We start from the raw sequence: 25,757 nt of genomic DNA, 5'->3' as shown, positions 1-25,757 counted from the left end.
AAAGCGATAGAGCAAGGACGTCCGCGACCCGTCATGGCGAGCCAACCCGATCTTCCCGAGAGCGACGACCGCGTGGTGAAGTTCAGCCCACGCCCGGCCGCGCCCGCGCCGTCTTCGCCGCCGCCTGCGCACGACGCGGCCGACGACCGTCAGCGGATGTGGGCGAATCTCGCGGTTACGGCATTTGCCGCCGTGCTGATCGTGGTCGGCATCTGGCTGTTCTCCGCGCTCAACAAGATGGGCAAGACCCAGGATTGCATCATGCAGGGCCTGCGAAACTGCGGTGAAATCAGCACGCCGCCGCGCAATTAGGCTATCCGTCGGGCCGCCGGACCATCCGTCGCCACCATTGAACTCGCCGCCCCGCTCCGTTATACGAACATTTACTTCGGGCGCGCCGGCGGGGGTTGCGGCGACCGCCCCGTCCCCCTTTTGCGCCGGCTGGCGTTTACCGAGAATAATCAAAGGCTTAATGAATGTCCTCAACGTTCGATCAAGTCGCCACGATCATCGCTGAAACCTGCGATATCCCGCGCGATACCATCACGCCGGAAAGCCACGCGATCGATGATCTCGGCATCGACAGCCTCGACTTCCTCGACATCGCATTTGCGATCGACAAGGCGTTCGGCATCAAGCTGCCGCTTGAGAAGTGGACGCAGGAGGTCAACGACGGCAAGGCGACGACGGAACAGTATTTCGTTCTGAAAAACCTCAGCGCGCGCATCGACGAGTTGGTCGCGGCCAAGAGCGCCTGACGCGCAGCACCAATGCGCCTCGAATATTTTCAGATGGTTGATCACATCGCCGATCTCGATCTCGGCGAGCGGCGGATCACCGTCACCTCGCGTGTGCCGCAACAGAGCACGGTGTTCGAGGGCCACTTCCCCGGCCATCCGCTGATGCCGGGCGTGCTGCTCATCGAGACGATGGCGCAAACGTCTGGCTGGCTCATCATCGCGCTGCTGAAGTTCGAGCGCATGCCGTTTCTCGCCTCCGTCAAGGAAGCGAAGATGCGCGACTTCATCAAGCCGGGCGAACCGCTCACGGTCGAATCCCGCATCGTTCACGACGGCTCCGGCTTCGCGGTCACCGAGGCGAAGATCAGCGTCGACGGCAAGGTGAAGTGCAACGCGGACCTCACCTTCCGCCATACTCCGTTTCCCAACGCGGACCTGCGCGGCCATATGGAACAGATGGCGCGGCAGATCGGCTTTCCCGAGCAGGCCAAACTATGAACGACAAGACGACGGCCCGCGAGGTCTGGATCACCGGCATAGGCCTTGCGTCTTCACTCGGCGAAGGTCTCGACGAACACTGGGACGCACTGCAGGCGCGCCGCATCAATGTCGACGAGACGACCTTCGCGCCCTACCCCGTGCATCCGATCGTCAAACTGAATTACGACGCGCAGATCCCGAAGAAGGGCGATCTGCGTCAGATGGAATCCTGGCAGCGGATCGGCACCTACGCGGCCGGTCTCGCGCTCGAAGGCGCGGGCCTCAAGGGCAACACCGACATTCTCTCGCGCATGGACATGATCGTCGCCGCGGGCGGCGGCGAGCGTGATCTCGCAGTCGATGCCACCGTGCTCAACGACCAGGCGCAGGGCAACGCCGCGCCGGGCGCGCTCAACGAACGTCTGATGGGCGGGCTGCGACCGACACTGTTTCTGGCGCAGCTCTCGAACCTGCTCGCGGGTAACATCTCGATCGTCCATGGCGTCACCGGCTCATCGCGCACCTTCATGGGCGAGGAAGCGGCCGGCACTGATGCATTCCGGATTGCGCTGGCGCGCATCGTCTCCGGCCAAAGCGACATCGCGCTGGTCGGCGCCGCGCACAATGGCGAGCGCAAAGATCTTCTGATGCTCTACGAGTTCGGCGACTTCGCGCTCAAGGGCAAGGCGACGCCGGTATGGGCGCGCAATGGCGAGGCAACCGGCTTCGCGCTCGGCTCCGGCGGCGTGTTTCTCGTCATCGAATCGAAAGAACATGCGCAGGCGCGCGGCGCAAAGCCGTTCGCGCGGCTCTCGCAGGTCGTGGCCGATCATGCGCGCCGCACCGTGCCGGGCAATGTCACCGCGGTGCTCGATGCGCTGTGGGCGAAGCTCGGCGTTCCCACTGATACGCCGATCATCACCGGCGCCACCGGCGCGGCTTACCCAACCGATGAAGAGCGCGCGTTCCTCAAGAAACACGCCAATGCGCCGGTGCGCGGGCACGCGACCTCGTTCGGCCATCTGATGGAAGCGCAATTGCCGCTCGGGCTCGCGCTCGCGGCACTCTCCATCGCCAAGGGAAAACTGTTCGCGGCGAACGATTCGACGGGCGTCGAGATTGAAAGCGCCGCCTCGCCGTCCCAGATCGTCGTCATCGGCATCGGACACTGGCGGGGCGAAGGCATGGCGCTCGTCGAGCGCGTTCCGGCCTGACAATCGGAGGCAAACGCAATGACCGCAGCGAAAGATCAGTTCGGCCGTCCCACCGTCGTCGTCACCGGCATGGGCGTCGTCACCTCGCTCGGCGCGGGCAAGACCGACAACTGGCAAAAACTCACCGCGGGCCAGTCCGGCATCCGCACTATCACGCGCTTCCCGACCGATGGCCTGCGCACCACGATGGCCGGCACCGTCGATTTCATTCCGATCGAGCCGTTCGTCTCCACGACGCTCTCCGACAAGCTTGCCGACCTCGCCGCCGAAGAAGCGGTGACGCAGGCCTCCATCGGCAGCAAGGGCGACTTCCCCGGTCCGCTGTTTCTCGCGGTGGCGCCGGTCGAGGTCGAATGGATCGCGCGCTTCGAGACTGCGCGCGCAACCGGCTCCGCGTCCGGCATCGATTACGACTCGATGCTCAAGGCGAGCGGCGGCGGCAGGTTCGCCGACTTCCACAAGCGCTTCCTGTTCGGCTCGGTCGCCGATCATCTGGTCGAGCGGTTCGGCACCAAGGGCTCGCCGATCTCGCTATCCACCGCATGCGCATCGGGCGCGACCGCGATCCAACTCGGCGTCGAAGCGATCCGCCGCGGCGAGGCCGATGCCGCGCTCTGCGTTGCGACCGACGGTTCGGTCAATCCCGAAGCGCTGATCCGCTTCTCGCTGTTGTCCGCGCTCTCCACTCACAACGAGCCACCGGAAGGCGCCGCCCGCCCCTTCGCCAAGAACCGCGACGGCTTCGTGATGGCGGAAGGTGCAGGCGCGCTGGTGCTGGAGAGTTATGAAGCCGCGACCGCGCGCGGCGCAAAGATTCTCGGCGTGCTGGCCGGATGCGGCGAACTCGCGGATTCCTTCCACCGCACCCGCTCGAGCCCGGACGGCAAGCCGATCATCGGCTGCGTCCGCAAGGCGCTCGCCGACGCCGGCATGAGCGTCGAGCAGATCGACTACATCAACGCCCACGGCACCGGCACGCCGGAAAACGACAAGATGGAGTATCTCGGCATCTCCACCGTGTTCGGTGAGCGCGCAAGCCAGATTCCGGTGTCGTCCAACAAGTCGATGGTCGGGCACACGCTGTCGGCCGCGGGCGCGGTCGAGGCAGTGTTCTCGCTGCTGACGCTGGAGCACCAGCGGATTCCGCCGACGATCAATTACGACATTCCCGATCCCGCGATCCCCTTCGACGTGGTTCCAAACGAGGCTCGCGATGCGAAGGTGACGGCGGTGATGTCGAACTCGTTCGGCTTCGGCGGCCAGAACGCGGTGCTGATCCTCACCCGCGAACCGGCGTGACTGCGTCGCTGTTAAAGGCATCCCGTTTTTCGTCATGGCCGGGCTTGACCCGGCCATCCACGCATTTCCCTGCTGATCTTTCGTACAGACGTGGATGCCCGCGACAAGCGCGGGCATGACGGCGCTGGGAATGCCACCTTCCCTTTCTCCCACAAGGGGCGAGGGTTAAAAGAGTCCCGGTTGACGCGCCCCCGCCAACCGGCGATATCCCTTCCAGTTTTCACCATTTCCCGCAGGAACAGCCTTCAATGCGCGCGCTGACCCTCGTTGCCGATCGTAACCTGACGATCGTGGACATGCCTCCTCCGCCGCCGCCCGCGGACAATGAGGTGCAGATCCGCGTCCGCGCGGTGGCACTCAACCACATCGACGTCTGGGGCTATCGCGGCATGGCGTTCGCCAAGCGCAAGATGCCGCTCGTGGTCGGCGCGGAAGCCTCCGGCGAGATCGTCACCGCGGGCAAAAATGCCACGCGCTTCAAGCCTGGCCAGAAGGTCGTGATGTATGGCGCGCTCACTTGCGGCACCTGCAAGGCCTGCCGCGAGGGCCGCGACAATCTCTGCGAAAACGTCGCCGGCATCATGGGCTTCCATGTTGACGGCTTCGCGCGCGAATTGATGAACCTCGACGGGCGGCTCGTCATCCCGGTGCCGGACAACGTCAGCCTGCGCGACGCCGCCTGCGCGCCGATCGCCTTCTCCACCGTGCAGCACATGCTGTTCGACAATGCCAAGCTGCAGCCGGGCGAGACCGTTCTCGTTCACGCCGGCGGCTCGGGCATCGGCACCGCCGCGATCCTGATGGCGAAGGCCATCGGCTGCACCGTCATCACCACGGTCGGCAGTGATGCCAAGATCGAAGGCGTGAAGGCGCTCGGCGCCGATCACGTCATCAACTATCGCAAGGATCGCTTCGAGGGCGAGACACGCAAGATCACCAGGAAGAAGGGCGTCGACGTCGTGTTCGAGCATGTCGGCGCGGACACCTTCAACGGCTCGCTGTTGTGCCTCAAACGCGGCGGCCGCCTCGTCACCTGCGGCTCGACCTCCGGCCCCACCACCACCATCAACCTGATGCAACTGTTCCAGCAGCAATATCGCATCATCGGCTCGTTCGGCGCCTCGATGCGCAACATCGCCGAAAGTCTCGACAAGATGGCGCAAGGCATCAAGCCGATCATCGACACCGAAGTGCCGGTCGAGGACGTCGAGAAGGCGCTGGTGCGGATGGAGAGCCGTCAGGTGTTCGGCAAGATCATCGTCACGCTGTAAATGGCGCACCTCGTCCTTCGCTCGAAGATCATTCTCCGCAACAAACTCATTGCGGCGAAGAATGCTGCCATCGGCGTGGCCGCAATCACACTGCTGCGGGTGACGCGCTATTTCGACGCCGAGAAGACCGGAAACTTTTTCGCGCGCATCACCCGCACGCTCGGCCCGTGGTGGCCGGAAAATCGCGTGGCGCGCGCCAACCTCGTCGCCGCCTTCCCCGAGAAGTCATCGCAGGAGATCGACACGATCCTCACCGGCGTGTGGGACAATCTCGGCCGCGTCGGCGCGGAGTTCGCCCATCTCGATCATATCTGGCATTACGATGACGCGACGCCCGACAAGAACACCGTCGAGTTCGGCCCCGGCACGCAGGAGCGCTTCGCAGAGCTGAAGAACGACGGCCAGGGCGCGCTGATCTTCGCAAGCCACCTCGGCAACTGGGAATTGCCCGCGCTTGCCGCCGCGGCACACGGGCTCGATTCCGCCGTGTTGTTCCGCCGCCCCAACATCGCCGCCGCCGATCGTGCGATCCAGTCGATCCGCGCCATCAACATGGGCGAGATGATCGCGAATACGCATGATGCGCCGGTCCGCATTGCCGGCATGCTTCAGCGCGGGCTTCACATCGGCATGCTGGTGGACCAGCATTTCGGCCGCGGCGTCGATGTCACCTTTTTCGGCCGCACGGCGAAGGCGAATCCTCTGCTCGCCCGCCTCGTCCGACGGATCGATTGCCCGATCCACGGCGTGCGCGTGGTGCGGCTGCCGAACGGGCGCTTCCGCGTCGATCTCACCGAGCGCGTCGAGCCCGCGCGCAATGCCTCCGGCGAAGTCGATATCCAGGGCACGATGCAGCGTGTGACGTCAGTGATCGAAGGCTGGGTGCGCGAACATCCCGAGCAATGGCTGTGGCTCCATCGCCGCTGGCGGTGAGCGGACACCAAACTGTCATTGCCGGGCTCGACCCGGCAATCCATCGTCTTAAAAGACTCTTCTTTTAAGATGGATGCGCGGGTCAGGCCCGCGCATGACGACGATAATGGTCGCCAAGCACCGCTCGTCGCAATCTGCTCCCTCGCCCCGCATAGCCCGTCGAAGACGGGCGTGAACGCCCTTGTGCTGGGGAGAGGGTCGGGGTGAGGGGCGAGACTGCGGGCCAGGTTGCGAAATGCCCCTCACCCGCCTTGCTACGCAAGGCGACCTCTCCCCGTAAACAGGGAGAGGTGAAGGCAGGTATCACCGCCCCGTCTTCACCTTGGTCCACAGCCGGTTGATGGCGCGCTGCATCGCCGGTGCGCGGGCGGTGATGATAAAAAGCCGCTTCATGACTGTCTCGTCGGGATAGACGCCGCGGTCGTTCACCACTTTCGGATCGACCAATTTCTGCGCAGTCAGATTGCCGCTGGCGTAACCGAGGAAACTCGAATTGCGCGCCGCGATCTCCGGCCGGTACAGGAAATCGATCAGCGCATAGGCCTCATCGACATTCTTCGCATCCGACGGGATCGCGAGATTGTCGAAGAACATCTGCGCGCCCTCCTTCGGGATCGCGTAGGCGATCTCGACGCCGTTCTTCGATTCCGCCGCGCGCTTCTGCGCCTGCTTGATGTCGCCGGACCAGCCGACCGCAAGACAGATTTCGCCGGTCGCAAGCGCGCTGAGATACTCCGACGAATGGAATTTGCGGATGAAGGGACGGATTTTCTGCAGTGCCTCGCCGGCCTTCTCCAGGTCCTCACGCCGCGTCGAATTCGGATCGAGGCCAAGCCAGTTCAACGCCGCGGGGAGAATGTCGTCGGCGGAATCCAGCATGTGGATGCCGCAATCCTTGAACTTGGCGATCTTCTCCGGATTGAAGATCGTGTCCCAGCTATCGATCGCCGCGTCCGGCCCGAGAATTCGCCGTGCCGCGCCGACATTGTAGCCGATGCCGGTCGTGCCCCACATGTAGTTGACCGCATGCTCGTTGCCGGGATCGTATTGCGCGAGGCGGCCCATCACCTCCGGCCAGGCGTTCGTGAGGTTCGGCAGCCTAGTCTTGTCGAGCTTCTGGAATACGCCCGCGAGAATCTGCCGCTGCAGGAAGTAAGCCGTCGGCACCACGAGGTCGTAGCCGGATTTTCCCGCAAGCAGCCGCGTCTCCAGCGTCTCGTTGGCGTCGAACGTATCGTACACGACCTTGATGCCGGTCTCTTTGGTGAACTCGTCGAGCACACCCGGCGCCATGTAGCTCGACCAGTTGTAGAAGTTCACCACGCGCTCGGCCGCATGCGCGGGCAAGACGCCAAGCATCACCGCAAGCGCAAGACTTATTGCCTGAAGCCCAATCGCCTGAAGCCGCATCGCCCTCTCCCCTTACGGCCGCAGTACGCGCGACAACCGCTCCAGCGCGGCGTCGAGCGTCGCATCCGATTTCGCGAAGCAGAACCGCACCACCGATGTCACCGGTTCTTCCTCGTAGAAAGGCGACACCGGAATCGAGGCGACCTTGTGCTCGATCGCAACACGCTTGCAGAACGCTTCGTCGGTCTCGTTCAACCCAAGCGGCGCAAGATCGACATTGAGGAAATACGTGCCCTGCGATTGCAGCACCGGAAAGCCGATGGCGCGCAGGCCATTCGTCAGCCGGTCGCGACTTTTCGCAAGCTCGGCACGCATCGTGGTGAAGTAACTATCGGGCTTGCCGAGCCCATAGGCCACCGCAACCTGCAGGTTCGGCGCCGTGGTGAAGGCGAGAAACTGGTGCGCCTTGGCCAGCACGCGCAGCAACGCGGGCGCGGCACAGACGAAACCGACCTTCCAGCCGGTCAGCGCGAAGATCTTGCCCGCGGAGCCGATCTTCACCGTGCGCTCGCGCATGCCGGGAATGGCGATCAGCGGAATATGTTCGCGGCCATCGAACACGATGTGTTCCCACACCTCGTCGCAGATCGCGACCGCATCGAACTCTTGGCAGAAGCGCGCCAGCAATTCGAGGTCCTCGCGCGGATACACCACCGCCGCCGGATTGAGCGGATTGTTGAAGATCACGAATTTGGTTTTCGGGGTGAAGGCCGCCCGCAGCGCCTCCTCGGTCAGTCGCCAGTCCGGCGGCTTCAGCGGCACGAACCGCACGGTGCCGCCCGCGCGGCGGATCAGCGGCACATAGGCGTCGTAGAACGGCTGGAAGACCACCACCTCGTCGCCCGGCCCGACAAGACCGAGGATCGCGCCCGCCAGCGCTTCGGTCGCGCCCGACGTCACCATCACTTCGGTCGCGGGATCGAACGTCACGCCGTGCCAGTGCGCGTAGTGGCTCGCGATCGCGGATCGCAGCTCCGGCAATCCCATCATGGAAGGATATTGATTGTAGCCATTGAGCACGGCGTCGGCGGCCTTCTGGCGGATGTCCTCCGGCCCCGGCCCGTCGGGAAAGCCCTGCCCCAGATTGATGGCGTCGTGGTCGCGCGCGAGCTGCGACATCACCTCGAAAATCGTCACCGGAAGATCGGAGAAAATCGTGCTCATATCGCCCGCAATGAGAGAACGATGACCTCAAACGCAAGTGCGCCCGATGCGTTAACCGCCAATTTTGGTCGGAAGGCCCGCCGCTTTCCAGCCGATCATGCCGCCGGCGAGATGATGGTTGTAGGGCTTGCCGGCGGCCTGCGCCGCGAGCGAGGCCGTCACCGAGCGCTTGCCGGAACGGCAGGCGAACACCACGGTCTTGCCGTTCGGCTCGGGCAGTGTCGCGGGGTCGAAATGCGACAGCGGTGCGGTGGTCCCCTCGGGATAGGCCTCGGCCGCGGTCTCGTTGGGCTCGCGCACGTCGATCAGGAGATAACGTCCCTCCACGAGGCCCTTCGCCACTTCCTGCGGCGTCAGATCGTGAACTTTATCGGTCTCGGACAAGCATGCCTCCGTGCGGTGTGAGCCCGCGCAAACTCCCCCTTTGCGGCCGCAAAATCAAGACCGTCACCAGCGCCGGGCGGGCCTGTCCAAGGGGTCAGATCGTCACTTGTGTTCCCACCTCGACGACGCGGCCGGTCGGGATCTGGAAGTAGTCGGTGGCGTCGTTCGCCGAGCGGCTCATCGCAATGAACAGATGATCCTGCCACATCGGCATGACGGATTGCGCCGCCGGTTTCAGCGACCGGCGCGAGACGAAGAACGACGTCGCCATGATGTCGAACTGCCAGCCGAGCTTGCGCGCGATCGCCAGCGCCTTCGGCACGTTCGGCGTTTCCATGAAGCCGAAGTTCAGCCGCACGATGGAAAATTTCTCGCTGATGCCCTCATATTCGACGCGGTCGATCGGATCGACACGCGGCGTCGTCGCGGTGCGGATAGTGAGAATGACGTTGTGCTCGTGCAACACCTTGTTGTGCTTGAGGTTATGCAAAAGCGCGGTCGGCACGAATTCCGGATCGCTGGTGAGAAACACCGCGGTGCCCTTCACGACATGCGGCGGGCGCTTCTCGATGCTCTTGATGAGATCGCGCAGCGGCACTTCGGTACGGCGGGTCTTGTTGAGCAGGATCACGCTGCCGCGCCGCCACGTCCAGATCATGACGACGAGGCAGAGCCCGAACAGCAGCGGCACCCACGCGCCCTCGAACAGCTTCAGAAGGTTCGCGGTGAAGAAGCTCGCATCGACGAACACGAGCGGCACGACAACCGCAGCCGCCATCGCCGCGCGCCAGTTCCACAGCTTCCACACCACGATAAAGCCCATGATGCCGTCCGCCACCATGGTGGTGGAGACCGCGATGCCGTAGGCGGAGGCAAGGCCGCTCGAGGTGCGGAACAGGCCGACCAGCAGCAGCACGCCGATCAGCAGCAGCGTATTGACGCGCGGCAGATAGATCTGGCCCGCATGCGCCTCCGAGGTGTAGCGAACCTCGAAGCGCGGCAGCAGGCCGAGCTGGATCGCCTGCCGCACCAGCGAATACGCGCCCGTGATGACGGCCTGGCTCGCGATCACGGTCGCCACCGTCGCAAGCACGATGGCCGGGATCAGGAACAGCGGCGGCACCATGCGATAGAAGGTGTTGTCGATCGTCTCGGGATGGGCGAGCAGCATCGCGCCCTGCCCGAAGTAGTTGATGAGAAGCGCGGGCAGCACGAAGAACAGCCACGCCGACTGGATCGGCTTGCGGCCGAAATGGCCGAGGTCGGCATAGAGCGCCTCGCCGCCGGTGACGCACAGGAACACGGCGCCGAGCGTCACCAGCCCGATCTCGCCATGCGTCAGCATGAACGACACCGCGTAATACGGATTGATCGCCGCGAGCACGGTGAGGTCGTCGGCAATGTGCAGCGCGCCGAGCACCGCGAGCGCAAGAAACCAAACGATCATCACCGGGCCGAACGCCGCCGCGATCCGGTTGGTACCGCTGCTCTGCACCGCGAACAGCGAAACCAAAATCAGCACGGTGAGCGGCACGACGTAATGCTCGAACTCGGGTGCGGCGAGCTTGAGACCTTCGACCGCCGACAGAACCGAGATCGCCGGCGTGATCATGGAATCGCCGAGGAACATCGCCGCACCGACGACGCCGAGCGCGAGCAGCACCCAGGTCTGGCGGCCGAGCGCGCGCTGGCCGAGCGCCATCAACGATAGCGTGCCGCCCTCGCCGTTGTTGTCGGCGCGCAAGAGCAGCAGCACGTATTTCGCCGTCACCACGATGAACAGTGCCCACAGCACCAGCGAGAGCACGCCGAGCACGATCGGGCGGGTGATCATCCCGGCTCCGGCGGCGTTGTGCGCGGCTTCGCGGAAGGCGTACAGCGGCGAGGTGCCGATATCGCCGAACACGACGCCAATGCTGCCGACCGTCAGGCGCCAGAAGCCGTGAGCGGGAGCGGCCTCTTGAGGGAGGTCCGTGGACGTTTCGCTGGATGTCATGAAATGGAGGCGCCTATGATCTTATCGCCCCAGCGCGGTCTGAAAGGCGGTCTGGAAGGGCGATCAGGGCAGACCGTATAGCACCGAGCGGGCCGCCTGCCCAAGATGGGAGCTGGCGGAACTCACATTAAGGCTGAAGAGCGAATACGGTAATATAATACAGATTACGGCTTCAGATCAGGCGGCAGCGGCGGGTCTTCCCGCATCAGCGTGATGGTCACGCGGCGGTTCGCGGACAGCGTCGGATCGTCCGGGAACAGCGGCTCGGTATCGGCCTTGCCCGACACCGAGAAGATGTGAGTCGCGGGCAGCCCCTCATTCTGCAGGATCTGGCGCACCGCGTTGGCGCGGTCGGCGGACAGGTCGAAGGCATCGTAGCCCGGCCGCAGCGGCACATTCGCCGAGGTGTGGCCGACGATCGCAATCCGCAGCGGCGACTGGCGCAGCGGCGCGGCGAGCTTGCGGATCAGCATCCGGGTGCGCTCGTAAGGCTCGCGCGAGCCTTCGGCGAACATCGAGCGGCCATCCTGATCGACGATTTCGAGGTTGAGACCGTTCTTGGTCTCCTCGAACATGATGTGCTTCGACAGCTCGGTCATCTCCGGCATGTCCTGCAGCGCCTGCCGCAGCGAGGCCGAGGCGAGCGCAAATTCACGGTCGGTCTTGATCCGGGCACCGTAGAGCTTCGCCATCTCCTTCTCGTCCGGAGACGGCGTATTGGACGCCTCCTCCGGCGGAATGTGATCGACGTTCTTGAGCTTCGGCCGCGTCGGCAGGCCGTCGGTTTCGATCACGCCGGAATAGCGCGCATCGTTCTGCACGCCGAATGCCTCGCGCATCGAGCCCGCAACGATCTTGAGCTTGGTTTGGTCCTGATTGGAGAACGCAACCAGCATGACGAAGAAGCTCATCATGAGGCCCATCAGGTCGGCAAAGGTCACGAACCAGCCGTGGCCTCCCGCATGAGCATCACCGCGCTTCTTTCTTGCCATGGTCCCTGGTCCGGCCTGTCAGAGGGTTAAGCCGGCACCGGCTCGCCAGACTCGTGACGGTGCTTTTCGGGCAGGTACGCAAGCAGCATCTCGCGCACGAGCGTCGGGCTCTTGGCATCGCGGATCATCAGGATGCCGTCGATGATGATGGTGCGGTTGGTTTCCTCGTCGAGCAGCTTGCCGTGCAGCTTGTCGGCGATCGGCAGGCAGAACAGGTTCGCGATCACCGCACCGTAGAGCGTGGCGAGCAGCGCGGTCGCCATGTAGGGGCCGAGCTTCGAGGGGTCGGTCATGTTGGCGAACATCTGCACCATGCCGATCAGCGTGCCGACCATGCCGAACGCGGGCGCGCAATCGCCGACCGCGCGGTAGATCTTGCTGCCCTCCTCGAGGTGCATCAGGAAGTTGTCACGGTCGCGCTCGAGATTGTCGCGAATGAAATCCATGTCGTAGCCGTCTGCGACGTAGCGGATACCCTTGGCCAGGAACGGGTCCGGCGTCTCGACCTTTTCGAGGCCCATCGGGCCCTGCTTGCGGGCGATCTCGGCAAGACCGGCGAGTTCGTCGACGAGGCTGCGTGCCGTCGAACGGCTCATGGTGAAGGCGTATTTCGCACCAAGCGGCAGGCCGTGAAGAATGGAGACGAGCGGGAAACGGATCAGCGTCGCGGAGATCGAGCCACCGAAAATGATGATCATCGCATGTTCGCTGATGAACATGTGCAGGTCGCCGCCTGTCAGGATCAGCATGACAATAACGATGCTGCCGGCGACAAGCCCGACGCTGGTGGTGATATCCATCGAATACTCCGACGCTCGCAACCCTTCTGGGCGCTCGGAGGAACCCTAGGCCCGCGCAATTAAATTCGCGTAAAGCGATGCGTTGAGATCGGATGGAAAAACCGCATGAAAATGCACACGGCGCGCCTCATCAGCGCGCCGCGTCAATGCTTTGGTAACCATTGAAGGCAACCGAGGCCTGCGGGAAGCAGGCTCACGCCTTTGCGCGGCTCAGTTGAGCCGCACCGGATGCTCGGGATCCGTCGGCGGAGGCGGCGGCGTAAACGGCTCCGCGGCGCTCGATGAAGCGCCTGCTGTCGCCGCAGCCGCGGCGCGTTCGGCCCGCACCGCCCGCTCCTGCTTGCGGTACGACGCCCAGCCGATCGGCAGCGAAGCGAGATAGAGCAGCGAGCCGACGCTCAGCACGTACCACGGGTAGCTGATCAGCACGGCGATGAAGAGCACCACGAAGATCACGAGTGGCACCGCCGCTTCCGGCGAGACGCGGGCACCGAGCTTCTTGCCGGAGAACACCGGCAACCGCGACACCATCAGGAACGCCATGGTGAGCGTGAAGATGAGGATCACGGTCGAGGGCAGTTGCGGCAGCCCGATCAGCACCAGATACATCGGCAGCAGCACGCAAAGCGCGCCGAGCGGCGCCGGAACGCCGGTGAAATAATTCGCCGCGAACGGCAGGTCGCTCGGCTCGTCGATCTGCGTATTGAAGCGCGCGAGCCGCAGGCAACTGCTGATCGCAAAGATCATCGCCGCGATCCAGCCGACATTGTTGAGGTCGTGCAACTGCCAGAAATACAGGATCACCGCAGGCGTCACGCCGAAGTTCACGAAGTCGGCGAGGCTGTCGAGTTCGGCACCGAACCGCGACTGGCCCTTGATCATGCGCGCCACGCGGCCGTCGATGCCGTCGAGAATGGCGGCGAACACGATCGCACCGAGCGCGAGTTCGTTGCGGCCCTCGATCGACATGCGGATGGCGGACAGGCCCGCGCACAACGCGAGCAGTGTGATGACGTTCGGCACCAGCACGCGCACCGGAATCGAGCCGAAGCGACGGCGCTGCATGTCGGAAGGATCAGGCGAAAAAGGTGTACTCATGGCTGTCTATATACCGCTCCTCAACCGCTTCGCCAATGTGGCGGAACGCCGGTGAAGGCGCCGCCGCACGGCCCGGAAGGTTAATCGGTCCGGTAAACGCGTCCGCCATCGCCGATCTGGAAGTCGGCCAGCACCGTTTCGCCCGCAACGGCCGTCTGTCCGACCGAGACGAGCGGCTTGCCGCCCTCCGGCAGGAAGACATCGAGCCGCGAGCCAAACCGGATCAGGCCGAAGCGCTGGCCCGCCGCAAGGCTTTCGCCCTCGCGCACGAAGGAGACGATGCGCCGTGCCACAAGGCCCGCGATCTGGACCACGCCGATGCGGCCGGCGGGCGTCGAGATCACGAGCGAGTTGCGCTCGTTGTCCTCGCTCGCCTTGTCGAGTTCGGCGTTGATGAACTTGCCGGGACGGTAAGCGATGCGCTCGATCCGCCCCGCCACCGGGCTGCGGTTCACGTGGCAGTTGAACACGCTCATGAAGATCGAAATCCGCATCAGGGGCTGGTCGCCGAGGCCGAGTTCGGCCGGCGGCACCACCGGCGTCACCATCGACACGCGGCCGTCGGCCGGCGCGATGACGAGGCCTTCGCGCACCGGCGTGGTGCGCACAGGATCGCGGAAGAACAGTGCGCACCAGATCGTGAGCACCACCCCGATCCAGCCGAGCGGCGCCCACAGCCAGAACAGAATCAGGCTCGCGAACGCAAAGCCACCAATGAAAGGATATCCCTCCGGATGGATCGGCGGGATCTGCGCGCGAATGGAATGAGCGATGGACATCGATGAAAGACCCTAACGATCGTCGTTCGCCTCTCCCGTTGCGGGAGAAGGTGGCGCGCCGCGCGGCGACGTGCCGGGAAAGGTATCGGCCGGATGGCCCGCCGCTGCGACAATGCAGGCAACTGCGGCGTCCGTATGGTTCCGCACCTCATTATTCCAGAAATGCTTCCCCCGAAACCCCTGTTCGGCGCGCCTGTAGCCATTCAAGGGCAATGGTCCCCTCCCGTCATTGCGAGCAGAGCAAAGCAATCCAGTGTCTCATGGTGGGAGCCGCCAACGTGTCCCGGGCGCGATGCAGCGTGCAACGCTGCTTCGCAGAATCGGGACCATTCCACATCCCGAATCTGGAACGGCCCCGGATCAGCGGAGCAACATTCCATGCCGCACCGCGTCCAGGGCACAGCTCATGATTCGAGATGTCGCTTGCTCGCAGTGATCGCCTGCCCTACTCCGCCGCGTCGCGCGTGGGGCGCGGATCGTCGGGGCGCGTGGCGTCGTGCTCGGCGGGTGCATCCTCCGCGAGCTTTTCCTCATGCGGGGCCGGCATCTCATCCGCAGGCACGGGACCATCTGCCGCGGCCTCGTCGGCGAGTTCGTCGTTGCCGAACTTGGCAAGCTTCTCGCGCGCCTCGTCGGCCTCGCGCTGCCTGTTCCACATGCTCGCATAGAGCCCGTCGGCGCCAAGAAGCTGCATGTGAGTGCCGCGTTCAACGATATGCCCGCGCTCCAGCACGATGATCTCGTCGGCATCGACGATGGTGGAGAGGCGGTGCGCGATCACCAGCGTGGTGCGGTTGCGCGACACCTTCTCGAGCTCGTCCTGAATCTCCCGCTCGGTGTGGCTGTCGAGCGCCGACGTCGCCTCGTCGAGCACGAGGATCGGCGGCCCCTTGAGAATGGTGCGCGCGATCGCGACGCGCTGCTTCTCGCCACCCGACAATTTCAACCCGCGCTCGCCGACTTCCGTCTCGTAGCCCTGCGGCGACATGCGGATGAAGCCGTCGATCTGCGCCATCTGCGCCGCCGCCTCGACCTCCGGGTCGGTCGCATCCCAGCGGCCATAGCGGATGTTGTAGCGGATGGTGTCGTTGAACAGCACGGTGTCCTGCGGCACCATGCCAATCGCGGCACGCAGCGAGGTCTGCGTCACATCGCGGATATCCTGCCCGTCGATGGTGATGCGCCCCTCCTTGATATCGTAGAGGCGGAACAGAAGCCGCGAGATCGTCGACTTGCCCGCGCCCGAGGGACCGACGATCGCAACCGTCTTGCCGGCCGGCACCTCGAACGAAATGCCTTTGAGGATTTCGCGGTCGGGATCGTAGCGGAAGCGCACATCCTCGAAACGCACCGTGCCCGCGCTCACCTGCAGCGGCTTGGCGCCGGGCCTGTCCTTCACCTCCGGATTGCGGATCAGCACGTTGAACATCATCTCGATGTCGATGATCGCCTGCTTGATCTCGCGATAGACGAAACCCATGAAGTTCAGCGGCTGGTAGAGCTGGATCATCATGGCGTTGATCATGACGAAGTCGCCGACGGTCTGCGTGCCCGCGCGGATGCCGAGCGCGCACATCACCATCGTCGCGGTGATGCCGAAGGTGAAGATCACGGTCTGCCCGGTGTTGAGCCAGGCGAGCGAGGTGTAGGTCTTGACGCTCGCGCGCTCGTAGCGCTCCATCGAGACGTCGTAGCGCTGCGCCTCGCGCGTCTCCGCGCCGAAATATTTCACCGTCTCGTAATTGAGCAGCGAGTCGATCGCCTTGGTGTTCGCCTCGGTATCGGACTCGTTCATGCGGCGGCGAATGTCGATCCGCCACTCGGTCGCGACATAGGTAAACCACATATAGGCGAGCACGGTGCCGAGCGTGACCAGCACATAGCGCCAGTCGAACTGATAGAGCAGCACGACCATCATCAGGCCGAGTTCGACCACGGTCGGCGCCAACTGCTGCACGGCAAGCCGCACCATGGTCTCGATGCCGGTACGGCCGCGCTCCAGAACGCGTGTCAGGCCACCGGTCTTGCGCTGCAGGTGAAAGCGCAGCGACAGCTCGTGCATGTGCACGAAGGTAAGATAGGCGAGCTTGCGCACCGCATGCATCGCGACCTTGGCGAAGATGCCGTCGCGCAGTTGCGTGAACACCGCCATCAGAATGCGGGTGCCGCCATAGGCGAGCGTCATGATGACCGGCGAGGCGATCGCCCACACCAGCCAGTCCGACGAGGCAATCGGTGCGGTGCCCTGCCCGTTCAGTGCATCGGTCGCCCACTTGAAGGTGAACGGCACGATCAGCGTCAGCGCCTTGGCGATGATGAGCAGCACCATCGACCAGACCACCCGCATCTTCAGGTCGTGGCGCTCGCCCGGCCAGAGATACGGCCAAAGCTGCACCAACGTCGCCGTCATCGAGGCGTCGGTCATCTTCCGCGCCGGGCGGCTCTGGGCAGTTGGGGCGTTTTGGGCGGTCATTCACAATCCTGCGGCGACGGAGCGGGCAATCCGGGCCGGGCTTCGATTCGGCTTCACGAGCCCGTCATATAAGACCTCCGGGGCGATTTCGCACCCGGCCGGGGCGATCTTTCTCCTGACCCGTACCCCACCGGCCCCCGGCGCGCCCTGCCGCCGCCTTGACGGTGCCACAAGGCCGTCCCACATCAAGGGCATGACCAAGAACGAAATCAATACGAATACGATCAATAGTGTCTGCGTTTATTGCGGTTCAGGCCCTGGTACAGACCCCAAGTTCATGCAAGCGGCGACCGACTTCGGCAGAATTCTTGCCGAGCAGAACGTCGGCCTTGTCTATGGCGGCGGCTCGATCGGCCTGATGGGCGCGGTCGCACGCGGCGTGCTCGACAATGGCGGCCGCGTGACGGGCATCATCCCGACCTTCCTGACCCAGCGGGAAAACGCGATGGACCAGGCGCAGGAACTGATCGTCACCGCCAACATGCACGAACGCAAGCAACTGATGTTCGACCGCGCGGATGCCTTCGTGGCGCTGCCCGGCGGCATCGGCACGCTGGAAGAGCTGGTCGAGATGATGACGTGGTCGCAACTCGGGCGGCACACCAAGCCGATCCTGGTCGCCAACGTCGCTCATTTCTGGGACCCGTTCCTGGCGCTGCTCTCGCATATGCGCCAGACCGCGTTCATTCGCGCCGAGCTCCCGGCCGGCGTGCTTACCGCAAGCCGCGTGGAGGACATCCTGCCGCAACTGCGCGCCGCGGCTCACGTCTCCGCATCGACCCGCGAGCCGGTGGCCGACGAGACCGTTACGGAAAAGATGTAAGGCGTTTTGGCCGAAACATACGAACCGTCATGGCCGGGCATAGCCCGTCAAAGACGGGCGTGAACGCCCTTTCGTCCCGGCCATCCATTTTTAAGGATGGATGCGCGGATCAAGTCCGCGCATGACAAGCGAGAGATCGCAACAGCGGCGTCCCCTCACGCCGGGGCGCCGGCCTTCACCAGCTTGTAGGTCAGGGAATCCATCAGCGCCTGGAATGAGGCGTCGATGACGTTCGACGACACGCCGATGGTGGTCCAGCGCGCACCGTTCTCGTCCTCGCTCTCCACCAGCACGCGCGTCACCGCTTCGGTGCCGCCGTTGAGGATACGGACGCGATAGTCGACGAGCTTGAGCCCGTCGATATAGCTCTGATACTTGCCGATATCCTTGCGTAGCGCGACGTCGAGCGCATTGACCGGACCGTTGCCTTCCGCCGCCGAGATCAGCACCTCGCCCGCGACGTCGACCTTCACCACCGCGAGCGCAACCGTGTTCGGCCGGCCCTGTCCGTTGGTGCGCTGCTCGACATTGACGTCGAACTGCAAGACGCGGAAGTAATCCGGCACATGGCCGAGCGTGCGCCGCGCCAGCAACTCGAACGAGGCCTCGGCGGACTCGTAGGAATAACCGCCCGCCTCGCGCTCCTTCATCTCCTCAACGAGGCGCGTGACCTTGGGGTCGCTCTTGTCGAAGGCGATGCCGGCGCGCTCCAGCGCGGCCAGCACGTTCGAGCGGCCTGCCTGATCGGATACCAGCACCTGACGGTGATTGCCGACCAGCTCCGGCACGATATGTTCGTAGGTGTGCGGGTCCTTCAGCACGGCGGAAGCATGAATGCCGGTCTTGGTGACGAACGCACTCTCGCCGACATAGGGCGCATGCTTGTTCGGCGCACGATTGAGGATTTCGTCGAGCGCGCGCGACACCTGCGTCAGCGTCGCTAGCTTCGCATCAGTGACATTGATTTCGAGCGTATCGCAGAACGGCTTCTTCAATTTCAGTGTCGGGATCAGCGAGCAGAGATTGGCGTTGCCGCAACGCTCGCCGAGACCGTTCAGCGTACCCTGAATTTGCCGCACGCCCGCGCGCACCGCGGCGAGCGAGTTCGCCACCCCCTGCCCGGTGTCGTCATGGGCATGGATGCCGAGATGGCTGCCGGGGATATGCTTCGTCACCTCGCCGACGATCGCCTCGACCTCATGAGGCAACGTGCCGCCATTGGTGTCACACAGCACCACCCAGCGCGCACCGGATTCATAAGCCGCCTTGGCACAGGCCAGCGCGAAGGCCGGGTCTTCCTTGTAGCCGTCGAAGAAATGCTCGCAGTCGAGCATCGCCGTGCCGCTCTTGGCGACGGCCGCGCTGATGCTGTCGCGGATCGCGGCGAGGTTCTCCTCATTGGTGGTTTCGAGCGCGACGCGCACCTGATAGGCCGACGCCTTCGCGACCAGACAGAACGCATCCGTCTTTGCAGCCAGCACGGCGGCAAGACCGGGATCGTTCGACACCGAACGCCCGCTCCGGCGCACCATGCCGAACGCGACAAACTTGGCGTGCGAAAACTTCGGCCGCTCGCTGAAGAATTCGCTGTCGGCCGGGTTCGCGCCCGGATAGCCGCCCTCGATGTAATCGACACCAAGCTCGTCGAGCATCTGCGCAATGATACGCTTGTCGTGCAGCGAAAAGCCGACGCCCTGCGTCTGGGCGCCGTCGCGCAATGTGGTGTCGAAGAGATAGAGTCGTTCGCGGCTCATGGGGTCAGGGCCTTATGATGAAAGTCGTGACGGATCGGACGCCGGATCAGTAAGCGTTTTCGTCATCGTGGTGTTGGCGAGCCATTCGTCGCCGATCGAAACCGAGTTGCGTTGCTGCGCGGTATAGCCACGCGCTGCGAAGAAGCCTTGCGCGGAATCGCTCGCATCGACGCTAATGCGCTTGGCGCCGCGTGCCGCCGCAAGCCGCTCCAGCGCATCGCACAGCGCAGTGCCAACACCGCGCTGCGCCGCATGGGGATGCACGAACAGCATGTCGAGTTGCTCGGTCCCTTTCAGCGAGGCAAAGCCGACCGGCGAGCCTTCCAGTGTCGCGACAAGCGTCAACTGCGTGCCGAGCCGCTTGCCGAACGCCGCCTCATCCTCGGCACGCGATGCCCACGCCTCGCGCTGCGCTTCGGAATAGCTGTCCTCGGTCAGTTCCTCGATGCTCGCGATGAAGATCGCGGCCACAATCGAGGTATCGGCCGGCAGAAACGGCCGCAGCCCGACGTTGGGGCGTGCCTGCGCCATCACCAATATCCCAGAAGCTTGAGGGCGAGCGCGGCCGCACCCGCGATCACGCACCATTTCAATACGATGTAATAGCGCCAGCGGCGCGGAAAAGGCGTCTCCGGTGGTTTCATCGCGCGATCTCCATCTTCCCCTCTCCCCTTGTGGGAGAGGGTGGCGTCGCGCGAATGCGAGACGCCGGGTGAGGGGTAGCCGCAAAACGGTACCAAGCGTCATGCGCGGACTCGACCCGTGCATCCATCGCGATCGGATGGATTGCCGGGTCAAGCCCGGCAATGACAGCCATCGGGACATGCGCACTCATCGCGCGATCTCCCAGGTAGTGCCTTCCTTGGAATCCTTGATAGCAACGCCCATCGCCGCAAGCTCGTCGCGGATGCGGTCGGACTCTTTCCAATCCTTGCGCGCGCGGGCGGCAGTGCGATCGGCGATCAGCGCCGTTACCTGTGCCGCATCGACGCCACTGGCCTCACGCTTGCGCGCATCCCATGCGTCTTTTGTTTCCGAAAAGAAACCGAGAAAGCGCAGCGAGGCCGCGAGCTGGTCGCGCTGCGCGGCATCGCCCTTCTCCGCCTGATGGCGCAGGCCATGCAGCGCGGCGACGGTCTGCGCGGTGTTGAGATCGTCGCACAGCGTCTCCATCACGGTGTCCGCCGGCGCGCTCCCCGCGGCATCGCCCGCGGTTGCGTACCAGTCGTCCAGCGCCTTCGCGCTTTCCTCGAGTCCCTTCAGCGTCCAGTCGATCGGCGAGCGATAATGCGTCTTCAGCATGTTGAGGCGCACGACTTCGCCCGGCCAGTCCTGCAGCAGTTCGTTGATGGTGACGAAGTTGCCGAGCGACTTCGACATCTTCTCGCCTTCGACCTGCAGGAAGCCGTTGTGCAGCCAGTAATTCGCCATCGCATGCGTGCCGTGGGCGCAGCGCGATTGTGCGATCTCGTTCTCGTGGTGCGGGAAGATCAGATCCAGCCCGCCGCCGTGGATGTCGAACGTCTCGCCGAGATAGGCCGCGCTCATTGCCGAGCACTCGATGTGCCAGCCGGGCCGCCCGCGCCCCCACGGGCTGTCCCAGCCCGGCTCGTCGGCGGAGGATTGCTTCCACAACACGAAGTCGGCGGCGTGCTTCTTGTGCGCGTCCACCGCGATGCGAGCGCCCGCCTGCTGCTCCTCGAGCTTGCGGCCGGAGAGCTGGCCGTAATCCGGCATCGAGGCGGTGTCGAACAGCACTTCGCCGTTGGCCTCATAGGCATGGCCGCGGTCGATCAGAGTCTTGATCAGCGAGACCATGTCGGTCTTGCCGTCAGGCCGCGGCAGCACGAAGTCGGTCGCGCGCGGCTCGACGGTCGGCTGCAAGCAACCCAGCGCATCGACATCGGCACGAAACTGCGTCGCGGTCTTTTCCGTGACCTTGCGGATCGCCTCGTTCAGCGGCAGGCCGGGATAGTCGCGCAGCGCGCGGTCGTTGATCTTGTCGTCGACGTCGGTGATGTTGCGGACATACGTGACGTGGCTGTCGCCGTAGATGTGCCGCAGCAGGCGGAACAGCACGTCGAACACGATGACCGGGCGCGCATTGCCGATATGGGCGAAGTCGTAGACCGTCGGCCCGCACACATACATGCGTACATTGCGCGGATCGAGCGGCACGAAGGCGCGCTTGTCCTTCGTCAGCGTATCGTAGAGTTTCAAGTCCATAGACAAACCGTCCGGTTGGGCCGGGGGCGTCCACTACTCTCGATTTGAGAAAAGACGGCTCCAGCCAGCGAATCGCTAGCTAATAATCTCGCGGCAAATGCCGAAAAACGAGGGAGAACCGTTCATGGCCGGCACAATGGCCAGCACAAGTCGCCCCGTCAAGAGGCTGCCCGGTCGCGCCGCCGATAACGCTAACGCTTCAGTCCAACGCTGTCTTGAGGCTCCCGCGCGCAGGGTCTAAGACGACGGCCTCTCCGGCGCGCTCCGCCCGCGCTATGGGCCGCAACCCCTTGGTTAATCATTCTTAATGTTTTGGCCGTATTGGTGGCGCTCTCGTGATTCCCGGTTTGGTGCTTCCATGCGATTGAGTTCCGCGGCTGCGTTCTGCGCCGCCCTGTTGATGGCCTCCCCCGCTTTTGCCGACAGCCGGGTTTTCATCTTCGCGAGCCAGCCGGACGGCTACGGCATCGACGAATGCCTTGCCAGCGGCGCAAGCTGCGGCGCGACCGCGGCGAGAATGTATTGCGAATCCCGGCAGTTCACGCAGGCGAGCGCCTACCATCGCCTCGCACCGGAGGACGTGACCGGCGCCATTCCCGCCTCGACGACGGTGCGCCCCGGCGACAATTACATCGCCATCACCTGCCAGCGGTAACGACAGCCCGCATGCCTTGACGGTTGCCTTGGGACCGCCTCGAAATCGGCGTGACCTTGCCGTCTGAACGGGCTATGGGGAAATCGCGTTGGCCGCACCCGCGGCCCCTTCCCGGATATGCCGTTGCCGATGCTTTCCCGTTCCCTGCCGCTGCTCGCCGCCCTCGCTCTTGCGGGGCTGACGGCCCCTGCTTTCGCGCAAGGTTTCGAGGGCGGTCAGGGTAGCCCGATGTGCCAGCGGCTCGAAGGCCAGCTTGCCGCCATCGATCGCAGCCAGGGCGGCGGCAATGCGGCCAAGGCCGAGCAAATTCGCCGCTATGAGGATGCAGCCGCCCGCCAGCAGGGCGAACTCGAGCGGGTTCAGGCCCATGCGCGCAATCAGGGCTGCGACAGCTCCGGCTTCTTCTCGCTGTTTTCCGGCCGCTCCGCGCAGTGCGGCCCGATCAACAACCAGATTCAGCAGATGCGAGCGAACCTCGACCAGATCACCACGAATCTGGAGCGGCTGCGTGCCGGCTCCGCGGGCGGGGCGGACGATCCGCAGCGCCGCTCGGTGATCCTCGCGCTCGCACAGAACAATTGCGGCCCGCAATACGCCAACATGGCGCGCTCCGGAAATTTCCTCAGCAACCTGTTCGGCGGCGGCGGTCCCGAGCCCGGCGATTACGGCGAGGGCTCGACGCAGTCGGGCACCTATCGCACCGTCTGCGTGCGAAGCTGCGACGGCGCCTATTTCCCGATCTCGTTCGCGACGGTACCGAGCCGCTTCGCCGACGACGAGCGCACCTGCAAGAGCCTGTGCCCGAACGCGGACGCAACGCTCTACACCTACCACAACCCGGGTCAGGACATCGCGCAGGCGGTCTCGATCAACGGCCAGCCCTACGCGCAATCGCCGAACGCCTTCCGCTTCCGCACCCAGTACGACAAGACCTGCAGTTGCCGTGCGCCCGGGCAGAGCTGGGCCGACGCGCTGAAGAATGTCGACAATTCGAGCGCGGCGGAGCATGGCGACATCATCGTCAGCGGCGAACGCGCCAAGCGCATGTCGCAGCCACGCGCCACCCCGACGAAGAACGTCGCGCCTGCTGACCCCGCGACCGCCGCCACGCCGCAGCCCGCTCAGCCGGACAAGAAACCCGGCGAGATCCGCTCGGTTGGCCCGACCTTCATGCCGAATAATAACTAAGCAGGTTGTGGTTAGCTGGACTCAGCAACTCAGGACTTGAACAAAGCTTAGGCTCCACCTCTCCCGTGGGGAGGAGGTGGAGGCGAGAGCGATAGCGAACGCCTTCGGGTGAGGGCGTACGGTGTCTCAAGTACGCTTCGGCCCCCCTCACCCACTCCCCACCGGGGAGAGGTGAAGAAAGAATCGGGACGAGCGCACGCGACCGGCGCACTCAGCCAAGAACACAATACAGCCACATTATCTTTTCGGGCTTTTTAGCCGTCGAACACGCCCGTTGAATCGCGCTGCGCGCGCGTCACCAGCGAATGATCCGGCGACGGTTCGGACTCGCCATTGTCGCGGAAGCGATTGGTGATCGGATAGCGACGGTCGCGGCCGAAACTCCGGCGCGTCACCTTCACACCGGGTGCGGCCTGACGGCGTTTGTATTCCGCGAGATTCAACAGACGATCGATGCGCATCACCGTGTCGCGATCGAACCCCTCCTCCACGATCTCGGCCACCGACATATCGTGTTCGACAAGCCGTTCGAGAATGCCGTCGAGAATATCGTAAGGCGGCAGCGAGTCCTGATCGGTCTGGTTCTCGCGCAACTCCGCCGTCGGCGGGCGCGCGATGATGCTGACCGGAATGACCTTGCCAGAGGGGCCGAGCGCGCCTTCCGGCTTCCATGAATTGCGCAGCGACGACAGACGAAATACTTCCGTCTTGTAGATATCCTTGATCGGATTGAAGCCGCCGTTCATGTCGCCGTAGAGCGTCGCGTAGCCGACCGACATTTCCGACTTGTTGCCGGTCGTCACCAGCATGTCGCCGAACTTGTTCGAGATCGCCATCAGCAATACGCCGCGCGTGCGCGCCTGCAGGTTCTCCTCGGTGACGTCGCGCGGCTTGCCCTTGAACGTATCCTTGAGAATGCCCTCGAATCCCGTCACCGCCGCCGCGATCGGCAGCACCTCGTAACGAATGCCGAATGCGCGCGCGATCCTCGCCGCATCCTCGATCGATTCCTTCGCCGTAAAACGATACGGTAGCATCACGCCGCGCACGCGCTCCACGCCGATCGCATCGACGGCAATGGCAAGGCACAGCGCGGAGTCGATACCGCCCGAGATGCCGAGCAGCACGCCGGGAAAACCGTTCTTGCCGACATAATCGCGAAGGCCGAGCACGCAGGCGGCATAGTCCGCGCGATCGCCTTCAAGCATCGGCGACACCGGACCCTTGCAGGTCCAGCCGTTCTCGTCGCGAAGCCAGGTCAGCGTCGTGATGGATTCCTGAAAGCACGGAAGCTGCGCTGCCAGCGAGCGGTCCGCGTTGATCGCGAACGACGCGCCGTCGAACACCAATTCATCCTGCCCGCCGACCTGATTGAGATAGATAAACGGCAGCCCGCTTTCGGTAATCCGCGCCACCGCCATCGAAAGGCGGATGTCGTTCTTGTTGCGTGCATAGGGCGAGCCGTTCGGCACGATCAGAATTTCCGCGCCGGTCTCCGCAAGGCATTCGACGACGTTCTCGTATTCCGCCGACTCTTCCATCCAGGTATCTTCACAGATCGGCACGCCGATGCGGACACCACGAACGGTCAGCGGCCCCGCGGCGGGGCCGCGCGCGAAAATGCGTTTTTCATCGAACACGCCATAGTTCGGCAGATTGGCCTTGAAGCGCAGGCCGGCCACGCGCCCGCCATCGAGCAGCGCAACGGCGTTATAGAGTTTGCCCTCGTCCACCCACGGCGTACCGATCAGCACGGCCGGCCCGCCATCAGCGGTCGCGCGCGCGAGCGTCTCGATCTCGGCGCGGCAGCGCGCCTGAAATGCGGGCTTGAGCACGATATCTTCCGGCGGATAGCCGCACAGGAAAAGCTCGGGCAGAACGAGAAGACTCGCGCCATCGGCGGCCGCCTTGGCACGTGCGGCCCACGCCTTGGCGGCGTTACCGGAAATGTCCCCGACGGTCGGATTGATCTGCGCGAGTGTGACGACGAAGCGTTCGGATTGGGCCATGCAACGAGTTTATCCCGCTTGCCGCAACGGCGGCAATCTCATGCGATAAGCGGGCCATCGAAACGATGA

The 25,757-nt window shown here is 64.2% G+C and carries 23 protein-coding genes; 10 read left to right on the top strand and 13 right to left on the bottom strand.

Annotated features, from left to right (window positions below; translation table 11 throughout):
• The first annotated feature begins 33 nt into the window (after positions 1-33).
• The 7 genes from OCA5_RS07870 (at position 34) to OCA5_RS07840 (ending at position 5,937) form a co-directional block, all read left to right on the top strand.
• Entirely contained in the window at positions 34-312 is a 279-nt protein-coding gene (locus OCA5_RS07870; protein ID WP_012563635.1) for a hypothetical protein, read from the top strand.
• A gap of 164 nt (positions 313-476) precedes the next feature.
• On the top strand, positions 477-758 hold the full coding sequence (locus OCA5_RS07865; RefSeq protein ID WP_012563636.1) for an acyl carrier protein: 282 nt from the start codon (positions 477-479) through the stop codon (positions 756-758).
• Between the two features lie 12 nt (positions 759-770).
• Positions 771-1,238 (top strand): 3-hydroxyacyl-ACP dehydratase FabZ family protein, encoded by a 468-nt coding sequence (locus tag OCA5_RS07860; protein ID WP_012563637.1) that lies wholly within the window; start codon positions 771-773, stop codon positions 1,236-1,238.
• Positions 1,235-2,434, top strand: coding sequence for a beta-ketoacyl-ACP synthase (locus OCA5_RS07855; RefSeq protein ID WP_012563638.1), 1,200 nt, complete (start codon positions 1,235-1,237; stop codon positions 2,432-2,434). The genes OCA5_RS07860 and OCA5_RS07855 overlap by 4 nt, the downstream gene beginning before the upstream one ends.
• Positions 2,435-2,452: 18 nt before the next feature.
• Positions 2,453-3,733, top strand: coding sequence for a beta-ketoacyl-ACP synthase (locus tag OCA5_RS07850; RefSeq protein ID WP_012563639.1), 1,281 nt, complete (start codon positions 2,453-2,455; stop codon positions 3,731-3,733).
• A 248-nt stretch (positions 3,734-3,981) separates the two neighbouring features.
• Complete coding sequence (locus OCA5_RS07845) at positions 3,982-5,004, top strand: zinc-binding dehydrogenase (protein WP_012563640.1); 1,023 nt, start codon at positions 3,982-3,984, stop codon at positions 5,002-5,004.
• Positions 5,005-5,937: a lipid A biosynthesis lauroyl acyltransferase gene (locus tag OCA5_RS07840; protein WP_012563641.1), complete on the top strand. Its 933-nt coding sequence runs from the start codon at positions 5,005-5,007 to the stop codon at positions 5,935-5,937.
• 303 nt (positions 5,938-6,240) lie between these two features.
• On the opposite strand, the gene OCA5_RS07835 is transcribed toward OCA5_RS07840, so the two are convergent.
• From OCA5_RS07835 to OCA5_RS07795, 9 genes are all read right to left on the bottom strand, one after another.
• Positions 6,241-7,296: a polyamine ABC transporter substrate-binding protein gene (locus OCA5_RS07835; protein ID WP_422836369.1), complete on the bottom strand. Its 1,056-nt coding sequence runs from the start codon at positions 7,294-7,296 to the stop codon at positions 6,241-6,243.
• Between the two features lie 63 nt (positions 7,297-7,359).
• Entirely contained in the window at positions 7,360-8,511 is a 1,152-nt protein-coding gene (locus OCA5_RS07830; RefSeq protein WP_012563643.1) for an aminotransferase, read from the bottom strand.
• A gap of 51 nt (positions 8,512-8,562) precedes the next feature.
• Positions 8,563-8,895, bottom strand: coding sequence for a rhodanese-like domain-containing protein (locus tag OCA5_RS07825; RefSeq protein WP_012563644.1), 333 nt, complete (start codon positions 8,893-8,895; stop codon positions 8,563-8,565).
• Positions 8,896-8,989: 94 nt separating this feature from the next.
• Positions 8,990-10,891: a potassium transporter Kup gene (locus OCA5_RS07820; protein WP_012563645.1), complete on the bottom strand. Its 1,902-nt coding sequence runs from the start codon at positions 10,889-10,891 to the stop codon at positions 8,990-8,992.
• A 164-nt stretch (positions 10,892-11,055) separates the two neighbouring features.
• Positions 11,056-11,883 (bottom strand): OmpA/MotB family protein, encoded by an 828-nt coding sequence (locus OCA5_RS07815; RefSeq protein ID WP_012563646.1) that lies wholly within the window; start codon positions 11,881-11,883, stop codon positions 11,056-11,058.
• Positions 11,884-11,909: 26 nt separating this feature from the next.
• A complete protein-coding gene (locus OCA5_RS07810; RefSeq protein ID WP_012563647.1) occupies positions 11,910-12,683 on the bottom strand; it encodes a motility protein A in 774 nt (257 codons plus the stop codon).
• Between the two features lie 210 nt (positions 12,684-12,893).
• Entirely contained in the window at positions 12,894-13,781 is an 888-nt protein-coding gene (locus tag OCA5_RS07805; RefSeq protein ID WP_012563649.1) for a CDP-alcohol phosphatidyltransferase family protein, read from the bottom strand.
• Between the two features lie 80 nt (positions 13,782-13,861).
• Positions 13,862-14,560 (bottom strand): phosphatidylserine decarboxylase, encoded by a 699-nt coding sequence (locus OCA5_RS07800; protein ID WP_012563650.1) that lies wholly within the window; start codon positions 14,558-14,560, stop codon positions 13,862-13,864.
• A 445-nt stretch (positions 14,561-15,005) separates the two neighbouring features.
• Positions 15,006-16,985, bottom strand: a complete 1,980-nt coding sequence (locus OCA5_RS07795) for an ABCB family ABC transporter ATP-binding protein/permease (protein ID WP_012563652.1) — start codon at positions 16,983-16,985, stop codon at positions 15,006-15,008.
• 241 nt (positions 16,986-17,226) lie between these two features.
• Between OCA5_RS07795 and OCA5_RS07785 the strand changes: the two genes are divergently transcribed.
• A complete protein-coding gene (locus OCA5_RS07785; protein ID WP_012563653.1) occupies positions 17,227-17,856 on the top strand; it encodes an LOG family protein in 630 nt (209 codons plus the stop codon).
• 155 nt (positions 17,857-18,011) lie between these two features.
• Here the strand turns inward: OCA5_RS07785 and cimA are convergent, their stop codons facing one another.
• From cimA to cysS, 3 genes are all read right to left on the bottom strand, one after another.
• Positions 18,012-19,610: a citramalate synthase gene (cimA, locus tag OCA5_RS07780; RefSeq protein ID WP_012563654.1), complete on the bottom strand. Its 1,599-nt coding sequence runs from the start codon at positions 19,608-19,610 to the stop codon at positions 18,012-18,014.
• 12 nt (positions 19,611-19,622) lie between these two features.
• Positions 19,623-20,141, bottom strand: coding sequence for a GNAT family N-acetyltransferase (locus tag OCA5_RS07775; protein ID WP_012563655.1), 519 nt, complete (start codon positions 20,139-20,141; stop codon positions 19,623-19,625).
• Between the two features lie 300 nt (positions 20,142-20,441).
• Positions 20,442-21,836 carry a cysteine--tRNA ligase gene (cysS, locus tag OCA5_RS07765; protein WP_012563657.1) on the bottom strand — a complete coding sequence of 465 codons (1,395 nt, stop codon included), beginning with the start codon at positions 21,834-21,836 and terminating at the stop codon, positions 20,442-20,444.
• 358 nt (positions 21,837-22,194) lie between these two features.
• On the opposite strand from cysS, the gene OCA5_RS07760 reads away from it, so the two are divergent.
• Both OCA5_RS07760 and OCA5_RS07755 read left to right on the top strand, forming a co-directional pair.
• Positions 22,195-22,491, top strand: coding sequence for a hypothetical protein (locus OCA5_RS07760; RefSeq protein WP_012563658.1), 297 nt, complete (start codon positions 22,195-22,197; stop codon positions 22,489-22,491).
• A 129-nt stretch (positions 22,492-22,620) separates the two neighbouring features.
• Complete coding sequence (locus tag OCA5_RS07755; protein WP_012563659.1) at positions 22,621-23,679, top strand: DUF2865 domain-containing protein; 1,059 nt, start codon at positions 22,621-22,623, stop codon at positions 23,677-23,679.
• A gap of 254 nt (positions 23,680-23,933) precedes the next feature.
• Here OCA5_RS07755 and OCA5_RS07750 read toward each other — a convergent pair whose 3' ends face one another.
• The gene (locus OCA5_RS07750) at positions 23,934-25,688 is read right to left on the bottom strand and encodes an NAD+ synthase (protein WP_012563660.1); all 1,755 of its coding nucleotides are present in this window, start codon (positions 25,686-25,688) and stop codon (positions 23,934-23,936) included.
• Positions 25,689-25,757: the final 69 nt, after the last annotated feature.

Origin of the sequence: Afipia carboxidovorans OM5 (assembly GCF_000218565.1) — a bacterium.
Taxonomy (GTDB): Bacteria; Pseudomonadota; Alphaproteobacteria; order Rhizobiales; family Xanthobacteraceae; genus Afipia; species Afipia carboxidovorans.
This window is presented reverse-complemented; position numbering and strand designations above follow the sequence as displayed.

Coding starts and splice junctions, on each gene's coding strand:
- OCA5_RS07815 (WP_012563646.1), bottom strand. CDS start 11,883: ATGGCAAGAAAGAAGCGCGGTGATGCTCATGCGGGAGGCCACGGCTGG.
- cimA (WP_012563654.1), bottom strand. CDS start 19,610: ATGAGCCGCGAACGACTCTATCTCTTCGACACCACATTGCGCGACGGC.
- OCA5_RS07845 (WP_012563640.1), top strand. CDS start 3,982: ATGCGCGCGCTGACCCTCGTTGCCGATCGTAACCTGACGATCGTGGAC.
- OCA5_RS07810 (WP_012563647.1), bottom strand. CDS start 12,683: ATGGATATCACCACCAGCGTCGGGCTTGTCGCCGGCAGCATCGTTATT.
- cysS (WP_012563657.1), bottom strand. CDS start 21,836: ATGGACTTGAAACTCTACGATACGCTGACGAAGGACAAGCGCGCCTTC.
- OCA5_RS07870 (WP_012563635.1), top strand. CDS start 34: ATGGCGAGCCAACCCGATCTTCCCGAGAGCGACGACCGCGTGGTGAAG.
- OCA5_RS07785 (WP_012563653.1), top strand. CDS start 17,227: ATGACCAAGAACGAAATCAATACGAATACGATCAATAGTGTCTGCGTT.
- OCA5_RS07750 (WP_012563660.1), bottom strand. CDS start 25,688: ATGGCCCAATCCGAACGCTTCGTCGTCACACTCGCGCAGATCAATCCG.
- OCA5_RS07855 (WP_012563638.1), top strand. CDS start 1,235: ATGAACGACAAGACGACGGCCCGCGAGGTCTGGATCACCGGCATAGGC.
- OCA5_RS07860 (WP_012563637.1), top strand. CDS start 771: ATGCGCCTCGAATATTTTCAGATGGTTGATCACATCGCCGATCTCGAT.
- OCA5_RS07820 (WP_012563645.1), bottom strand. CDS start 10,891: ATGACATCCAGCGAAACGTCCACGGACCTCCCTCAAGAGGCCGCTCCC.
- OCA5_RS07775 (WP_012563655.1), bottom strand. CDS start 20,141: ATGGCGCAGGCACGCCCCAACGTCGGGCTGCGGCCGTTTCTGCCGGCC.
- OCA5_RS07850 (WP_012563639.1), top strand. CDS start 2,453: ATGACCGCAGCGAAAGATCAGTTCGGCCGTCCCACCGTCGTCGTCACC.
- OCA5_RS07830 (WP_012563643.1), bottom strand. CDS start 8,511: ATGAGCACGATTTTCTCCGATCTTCCGGTGACGATTTTCGAGGTGATG.
- OCA5_RS07755 (WP_012563659.1), top strand. CDS start 22,621: ATGCTTTCCCGTTCCCTGCCGCTGCTCGCCGCCCTCGCTCTTGCGGGG.
- OCA5_RS07795 (WP_012563652.1), bottom strand. CDS start 16,985: ATGACCGACGCCTCGATGACGGCGACGTTGGTGCAGCTTTGGCCGTAT.
- OCA5_RS07840 (WP_012563641.1), top strand. CDS start 5,005: ATGGCGCACCTCGTCCTTCGCTCGAAGATCATTCTCCGCAACAAACTC.
- OCA5_RS07800 (WP_012563650.1), bottom strand. CDS start 14,560: ATGTCCATCGCTCATTCCATTCGCGCGCAGATCCCGCCGATCCATCCG.
- OCA5_RS07805 (WP_012563649.1), bottom strand. CDS start 13,781: ATGAGTACACCTTTTTCGCCTGATCCTTCCGACATGCAGCGCCGTCGC.
- OCA5_RS07760 (WP_012563658.1), top strand. CDS start 22,195: ATGCGATTGAGTTCCGCGGCTGCGTTCTGCGCCGCCCTGTTGATGGCC.
- OCA5_RS07835 (WP_422836369.1), bottom strand. CDS start 7,296: ATGCTTGGCGTCTTGCCCGCGCATGCGGCCGAGCGCGTGGTGAACTTC.
- OCA5_RS07865 (WP_012563636.1), top strand. CDS start 477: ATGTCCTCAACGTTCGATCAAGTCGCCACGATCATCGCTGAAACCTGC.